The organism is Ohtaekwangia sp. (assembly GCF_036568665.1).
Taxonomy (GTDB): Bacteria; Bacteroidota; Bacteroidia; order Cytophagales; family Cyclobacteriaceae; genus Ohtaekwangia.
Window position 1 is genome coordinate 1 of record NZ_DATCSD010000412.1, and the last position, 6,620, is coordinate 6,620.

The 6,620-nt window shown below is 46.1% G+C and carries 3 protein-coding genes; all 3 read left to right on the forward strand.

Annotated features, from left to right (window positions below; translation table 11 throughout):
• Window positions 1–969, forward strand: a 969-nt coding sequence (locus tag VIN08_RS24140; RefSeq protein WP_331970978.1) for an efflux RND transporter permease subunit, incomplete at its 5' end; no start/stop codon positions are given.
• Window positions 970–993: 24 nt separating this feature from the next.
• Window positions 994–2,415 carry an efflux transporter outer membrane subunit gene (locus VIN08_RS24145; protein WP_331970981.1) on the forward strand — a complete coding sequence of 474 codons (1,422 nt, stop codon included), beginning with the start codon at window positions 994–996 and terminating at the stop codon, window positions 2,413–2,415.
• Window positions 2,416–2,727: 312 nt separating this feature from the next.
• Window positions 2,728–6,620: cell surface protein SprA (gene sprA, locus VIN08_RS24150; RefSeq protein WP_331970983.1), on the forward strand; the 3,893-nt coding region annotated here is incomplete at its 3' end.

The window sequence follows — 6,620 nt, forward strand, 5'->3', positions numbered from 1 at the left end:
CCGCAGTATATGTTGAATGTAGATGAGAAGAAAGCAAAGCAACTTGGCGTAACAGTAAGCGATGTGCTGCAAACTTTGCAGGTATACTACGGAAGTACATTTGCTTCTGACTTTAACCGCTTTGGTAAATTCTATCGCGTGATTATGCAGGCCGATGCTTCTTTCCGCGATGATCCGGCTTCCATGAAAGGTATGTTTGTGAAGAACTCGTATGGCGAGATGGTGCCGCTGAGTACACTCGTAGCGTTGGAAAGAGTATATGGACCGGAAACCGTAACGCGTAACAATCTCTTCAATGCCGTAACGATAAACGGTGTGCCGAAGCCAGGCTATAGCTCGGGCGATGCCATTAAAGCGGTAGAAGAAGTGGCTGCACAATATTTACCCCGTGGCTTCAGCTACGAATGGGCCGGTATGACGAAAGAGGAGATCGCTTCCGGAGGACAAGCCGGGTTTATCTTTGCGCTGTGTCTGGTATTTGTATACTTCCTGCTCGCAGCACAATACGAAAGCTATATACTTCCGTTTGCCGTAATCCTTTCTATACCGCTGGGTATATTTGGTGTGTTTCTCTTTATAAACCTGTTTGGTATAGATAACAATATATATGTGCAGGTAGGGTTGATCATGCTCATTGGTCTCTTGGCCAAGAACGCGATCCTGATCGTGGAGTATGCTGTGCAGCGGAGAAGAAGCGGTATGGATCTGCTGGCCTCAGCTATAGAAGCAGCACGACTTCGTCTTCGCCCTATATTGATGACCTCCTTTGCCTTTATCGTAGGGTTGTTACCGCTGATGCGTGCAACAGGTTCATCGGCATTGGGTAACCGCTCCATCAGTACCGGTGCTGCGGGTGGTATGTTAACAGGTGTAGTGCTTGGTATATTTGTGATACCCGTGCTATATATCATGTTCCAGTACCTGCAGGAAAAAGCCAGCGGTCGTTCACCCCAATCTATTGCGAAATAGTAATCACTGTTAATGAAGCTAGTCATGTATAAGAAGAGATCAATATATAGTATAACAGGAATTATAGCCTTTGCGGCATTGTTGCTGGGCTGCTCGGTTGGGCGTAACTATAAACGTCCTGACCTGCAGTCGCCACAGCAGTTTGGCACAACGGTACCGGTATCCGACAGCAGCATTGCTACTAAAGCGTGGAAAGAATTTTTTACCGACCCCACGTTGCTGAGCCTCATCGATCAGGCACTGGTCAATAATTTCGATCTGCAACTCGCCATCAAACGCATTGGTGTTTCAGAGTCGTATGCCAAGCAGGCAAAAGCTGCATGGTTGCCGGTGTGGACAGCGCAGGCATCGTCCTCTACCAACAATCCGTCAGAGAACAGTTTGAATGGTATAAGTCTGAGTAATTTTTTGGGGACCAATCACATTGAAGATTTTACACTGAGTACAACCATCTCGTGGGAGATTGATGTGTGGGGAAAAATCCGCAGACAGAAGCAGGCAGCGTTAGCCGATTACCTGCAGACCTTTGAAGCGGGTCGTGCCGTGCAAACACAACTCGTAAAGCAAGTAGCCGATGGATACTATAATTTGCTGATGATGGATGCACAGCTTGCTATAGCCAAACGCAATGTATTGTTGGGCGACAGCATTGTGCAGATGATGCAGTTACAAAAAACAGCAGGCGAAGTAACGGAGTTAGCAGTACAGCAGGCGGTATCACAACAACAGAGCACGGTATTACTTGTGCCACAGTTGGAGCAGGCTATTGCATTGCAGGAGAACGGAATCCGTTTACTCCTGGGCGATTGGCCCGGTGCAGTAACACGCACAGTGGAGCTGAACAGTTTACTCGTAGAAGATCAACTCGCTACCGGTATACCTGCGGATTTACTTCGCTTCCGTCCGGATGTGCGCGCCAGTGAAAAAGCACTTGTAGCAGCGAACGCACGTGTTGGTGTGGCGCAAGGCAATATGTACCCTTCGCTAAATCTTACTGCAACGGGTGGGCTAAACGCATACAAGGCAACCAACTGGTTCTCTGTGCCGGCATCGTTGTTTGGTACAGCAGCAGGAAGTCTTACACAACCTATATTTCAGAGACGTTTACTTCGCTCGCAGTTGGAGATTGCTAAAAATCAGCGCGAGCAACGCGTAATAGAATTCAGGCAAACAGTAACGGGAGCAGTACACGATGTTACCAATGCGTTAATAAAACTCGATAAACTGAAAACACAACAAGTAGTGGCTACAGCCCGCGTACAAACACTCGACCAGGCTGTGAAGAATGCACAGTTACTTTTCAGAAGTGGCTTGGCCAATTACCTCGAAGTAATTACGGCACAAACACGCGCACTGCAAGCCGAACTTGATAAAGCCGCCATAACACGCCAGCAACTCAGCGCCCGCGTAGAATTATACCAGTCGCTCGGAGGAGGATGGAAGTAATTTTTATTTCCCGCAGATTTCACAGAATACACAGATTTACTCTGCGAAAATCTGCGTGATCTGCGGGAAATATTTTGGTGCTTTTAGTCTCCCGCAGATCTCGCAGAATGACGCAGAAAAATACAATAACCGTTTCCGTGTTATTCTGTGAAATCTGTGGGAGATTTTTTTTGATCGCTGAATTGATTGCTGTTGTCTACACAATTCAGGTAGTGTACATATTCCCTCGTGTTCTCACGTTCCCTCCTTGCCGTGAGTTTATCATCAACCATGGCAGTAAAATCTCCCTGGTGAACGAGAGGGTTATACGTATTGACACATCTAAACCTTTTATCTGTAAACCTTACTCGTGCAGCGTATGGCGTTGCATGGCTATTGCTGTTTTGCATAGCCAGTCCGTTGTGGGCGCAACAGCTTGAGCCAGACAGTACTAACCTTCCCTATAAGCCCCGCACCCGACCTCAATATAATCCTTCCGATCGCTATGGAGATCCCTTCTCCAACCCCGAGAGCAGCACACCGTTGTCGCTGAAAGACCCGAAGCAGAAAGAAGTAAACATCGAGTACGACACCTCGGGTAATTATACTATATCCGAGAAGATGGGCTCGCTGAATTATCGCCCGATCTCCACCATGACGCTGGAGGAATACAAGCAATACCAGGACCGGCAGATACTAAAAAATTACTGGAAGAGTAAAACAAAAGCTGCCGATGGCGACAGCCCGCTGGCGGGGCGGAACCTCAATCCGAAAATTTTTATCAGCCCTGTATTCGACCGTATTTTCGGTGGCAGCTATATCGAACTGGTTCCGCGCGGATATGTTACGCTGGATTTCGGTGCATCGTTCCAGCGCATCAACAATCCATCTATACCTATACGGCAGCAACGAAACGGTGGCTTCGACTTCGATCAGCAGATTAACATGAGCGTTGTTGGTAAGATAGGAGAGAAGATGTCTGTTACAGCCAACTTCGATAACAACAACTCGTTCGACTTTCAGAATAACATGAAGGTAGAGTATACCGGCTTCAAAGAAGATATACTCCAGAAACTTGAACTCGGTAACGTAAGTCTTCCGCTCAACAACACGTTGATACAAGGCGCACAAAACCTGTTTGGTGTAAAAGCACAATTGCAATTCGGAAGATTAAAGACTACCGTGATTGCATCGACCGAGCGAGGTAAAACATCTTCGGTAAATGTAGATGGTAACAGCAACGGACAGAATCGTCCGTTTGAAGTAGTGGCTTCCAACTACGATGAGAACCGCCACTTCTTTCTCAGTCATTTCTTTCGCGATAATTATGAGAAGTGGATTGCCAACACACCGCAGATCATCTCCGGTATAAATATCACACGGGTAGAAGTATATGTGTTGAACAGGAAGAGCGATACGCAAACACTGCGCAACGTTGTTGGCTTGATGGACCTTGCTGAAGGCAAAACGATCTACAATGCTTCGGTTACATCCAACGGTACGGCTATGCCTGCGGCCAATGGAGCCAACACATTATTCAGCTATGTAACCGCACAGAGTCGTGGTGTAGATGATATAGGCAATACACTGGAAGGGTACTTTGATGGCAACGGTAACAGCGGAACTGACTATGAAAAGATAACCGGTGCGCGCAAACTCGCGGCTACCGAATATACTTTTCATACACAGCTCGGTTATTTAACCCTGAGCACCAAACTGCAAAACGATGAAGCCCTGGCCGTAGCGTATGAATATACCTATAACGGCAAATCGTATAAAGTAGGAGAGCTCTCAGAAGATTACTCGAACCTGAAAGATGATGAAGTGATCTTTTTAAAATTACTGCGTCCGCGCAAGATTGCTATCCGCGATGATAACGGTAACACCATTCCTACGTGGGACCTGATGATGAAGAACATCTATAGTCTGGGAGCCACGCAATTATCGCAGAGTGGTTTTCAGTTACGTGTTATATACCGCGATGATGCTTCCGGTATAGATAATCCGCAGCTACAAGCCGGTACTACGGTGCGCACGCGTCAGTTGATCGAAATATTTGGTCTGGATAAACTGAACACACTCAACGACCGGCAGCGCGATGGTAATTTTGATTTTGTAGAAGGCATTACTATCAATTCTGCATCGGGCCTTATCATCTTTCCATTTCTCAAACCATTCAGTGAAGCACTGCGCGATGCGTTTGAAGGCGAGCCCACGGAGAGTGCGCTCATCGCTAAATATTCGTACGATACACTCTATAGTACCACGCGATCGGATGCAGCCCTGTTTGCTTCTAAAAATAAATTCTACCTCAAGGGGCAATATACTGCCAGCTCTACCAACGAAATTCTGATACCCGGCTTTGGTGTTTCGCAGGGATCGGTAAAGGTATATGCCGGGGGTATATTATTAACCGAAGGAACGGATTATGTGGTAGACTATACCTTCGGAAAAGTGACGATCCTGAATGAGTCTATCATGAATTCAGGAAAAGATATACAGGTGCAGTATGAACAGTCGGATGCGTTTTCGTTTCAGAATAAAAGTCTGCTCGGTACACGCATGGACTATAAATTAAATGACGATGTCAATCTTGGCTCTACATTGTTATACTATAACGAGCGGCCTACCGTAAGTCGTAACACGGTGGGCACCGAGCCCGCGCGAAATGTGCAGTATGGTTTTGACTTTAACATGCACAAGAAAAGTCGCATGCTTACCAAGCTGGTAGATGCATTACCCTTGATACAGACAAAAGAAGAATCAACGGTAAATCTTACCGGGGAGTTTGCACAGTTACTCCCCGGTACATCCAACGTAGTGGATGGCGAAGGTATAGCCTATATCGATGACTTTGAAAATACCGCTACACCGTATTCACTCCTAAGTCCTGCTTCGTGGAAATTATCTTCCGTACCAAAAACTGATGATAATCGCTATGATCCGAGCGGAGGTATATCAGACGATATTCGCGCAGGGTATAAGCGAGGCAAGATTGCCTGGTATACGATCGATAACCAGTTACAACGACAAGGGGGTTCACTAAAACCCAGTAATATATCAGACGATGATCTGCACAACCATTATGTGCGGGGCGTTGGGCCGCAGGAGATATTTCCCAATAAACAATTAACGCAAGGTATATTCTTTGAGTCGATAATGGACGTTGCGTACTATCCAAGCGAGCGTGGTCCCTATAATTACAATCCTTCGCTGGGCAGTGACGGACTCTTTGCTGATCCGCAGGATACCTGGGGTGGTATAACTACGGCTGTAAAAACCGAAACAGATTTTGATAAGGCAAATATAGAGTATATCGAGTTTTGGATGCTCGATCCGTTTATCGATTTACCCAGCGGAACGGGTAAAGTGCTGGATGGTATATTTAATAAATCGAATACTACCGGTGGTAAACTTGTTTTCCAGATCGGAAATATATCGGAAGATGTAATGCGCGATTCGCGGCACGCCTTTGAAAACGGTTTGCCTGCCGATGGTAACCTGGCAGGTGGCACGGCTACAGCAAACAACTGGGGCTACGTTACATCACAACAATACCTCACGAATAGTTTTGATAACACATCATCCTCTTCACGCACCAACCAGGATGTGGGTATGGATGGTTTGCCCGATGAAAAAGAGGTAACGTATTTCAGCAATTACCTCAGCACGTTGAATGCTTCCGCCCGGGAGAAAGTTGCGAGCGATCCGTCAGCCGATGACTTTACCTATTTTCTCGATAGTAAATATGATAACCAGAATGCAAAGATATTGGAACGTTATAAAGGCTATAACGGTATGGATGGTAACTCTCCTATATCTACCAATGCCAACGGTGTATCGTATTCCAGTTACCTCACTCCGGACAATGAAGATATCAATGCCGATAATACGCTGAACGAAACCGAAGAATACTACCAGTATAACATTGATCTGAAACCCGGACAACTCGCGGTTAGTAACGACTATATTGTTGATAAGATCACTACAACCAATACGAACACACTGCACGAATCAGTAACGTGGTATTTATTTCGTATTCCTATTCGTGAGTACGATGAGAAGTTTGGCAATATAGAAGACTTCAAATCGATCAAATATATACGTATGCTGCTCACAGGTTTTAAAGAACCGGTAGTAATGCGTCTGGCCAATTTCAGAATGGTAGGAAGTTACTGGCGCACGTATGCCACCGATGATCTGAACGATCCCGGCTTTAGTTCTAC

Excerpts from the sequence above, each read along its gene's own strand:
- VIN08_RS24145 (WP_331970981.1), top strand. The coding sequence starts at position 994 with ATGTATAAGAAGAGATCAATATATAGTATAACAGGAATTATAGCCTTT.